General features: G+C 61.1%; 1 protein-coding gene. It reads left to right on the top strand.

Annotation, left to right across the window (positions count from 1 at the left end):
- A partial coding sequence (locus tag EN749_RS39300) for a histidine kinase dimerization/phospho-acceptor domain-containing protein (RefSeq protein WP_281061963.1) occupies positions 1–869 on the top strand: 869 nt, incomplete at both ends.

Genomic DNA, 869 nt, shown 5'->3' with positions numbered 1-869 from the left:
ACCTGCTACACTATCGTTGCCTTCATGGCGCGGCGCATCGAGCGCACCGAAGCTTCCGAGCTCAACCCTTCGCAAGCAGGACGGGAATTCCTGATCGGCCATTTCCTGTGCGGTCTCGGCTGGGCATGGTTCGTGTGGCTTGGCTGCAGCGTCTGCGAGGTCGATCCGTTCCACATCGTCAAGGCCGTGGTGCTGTTGTTCGCCATGGCGGCGACCGCGGTGATGACCTCGTCTCTGCGCGGGGCGCTGTTGGCGACCTTTGCCGTTCCCGTGGCGCTCTACGCTTATGCCGGCGCCAAGCTATGGATGCCGGTCGAGGCGATCATGGCCGCGCTGCTGGTCGTTTCGCTGCCGTTCTTCGCCTATGTGGCCCGTCATCTCAACCACTCGTCCCTGATGATGTTGTCGTTCCGCTCCGAAAAGGATGCGCTGATCGCTGAACTGGAGACGGCGAAATCGATGTCGGACGAGGCGCGGCGGCGGGCCGAAGACGCCAATCTGGCGAAATCGCGGTTCCTCGCTTCGATGAGCCACGAATTGCGCACGCCGCTCAACGCCATTCTCGGTTTTTCCGAGGTGATGTCGAACGAGGTGCTGGGGCCGATGAGCAATCCCACCTATCGCGACTATGCCCATGACGTGCACGAATCCGGTCAGCATCTGCTCGACCTGATCAACGAGATCCTCGACCTTTCGCGCATCGAGGCCGGCCGCTACCAGCTCAATGAAGAACCGGTGATGCTGCTTGGTATCGTCGAGGACTGCTGTCACATGATGGAGTTGAGGGCGCGCAACAAGGATATCCGGGTCGTCCAGGATTTCGAGCACGAGCTACCGCGCCTTTTCGCTGATGAGCGTGCGGTGCGACA

It is taken from the genome of Mesorhizobium sp. M7A.F.Ca.ET.027.02.1.1 (genome assembly GCF_004022985.1).
Taxonomy (GTDB): Bacteria; Pseudomonadota; Alphaproteobacteria; order Rhizobiales; family Rhizobiaceae; genus Mesorhizobium.
This window is presented reverse-complemented; position numbering and strand designations above follow the sequence as displayed.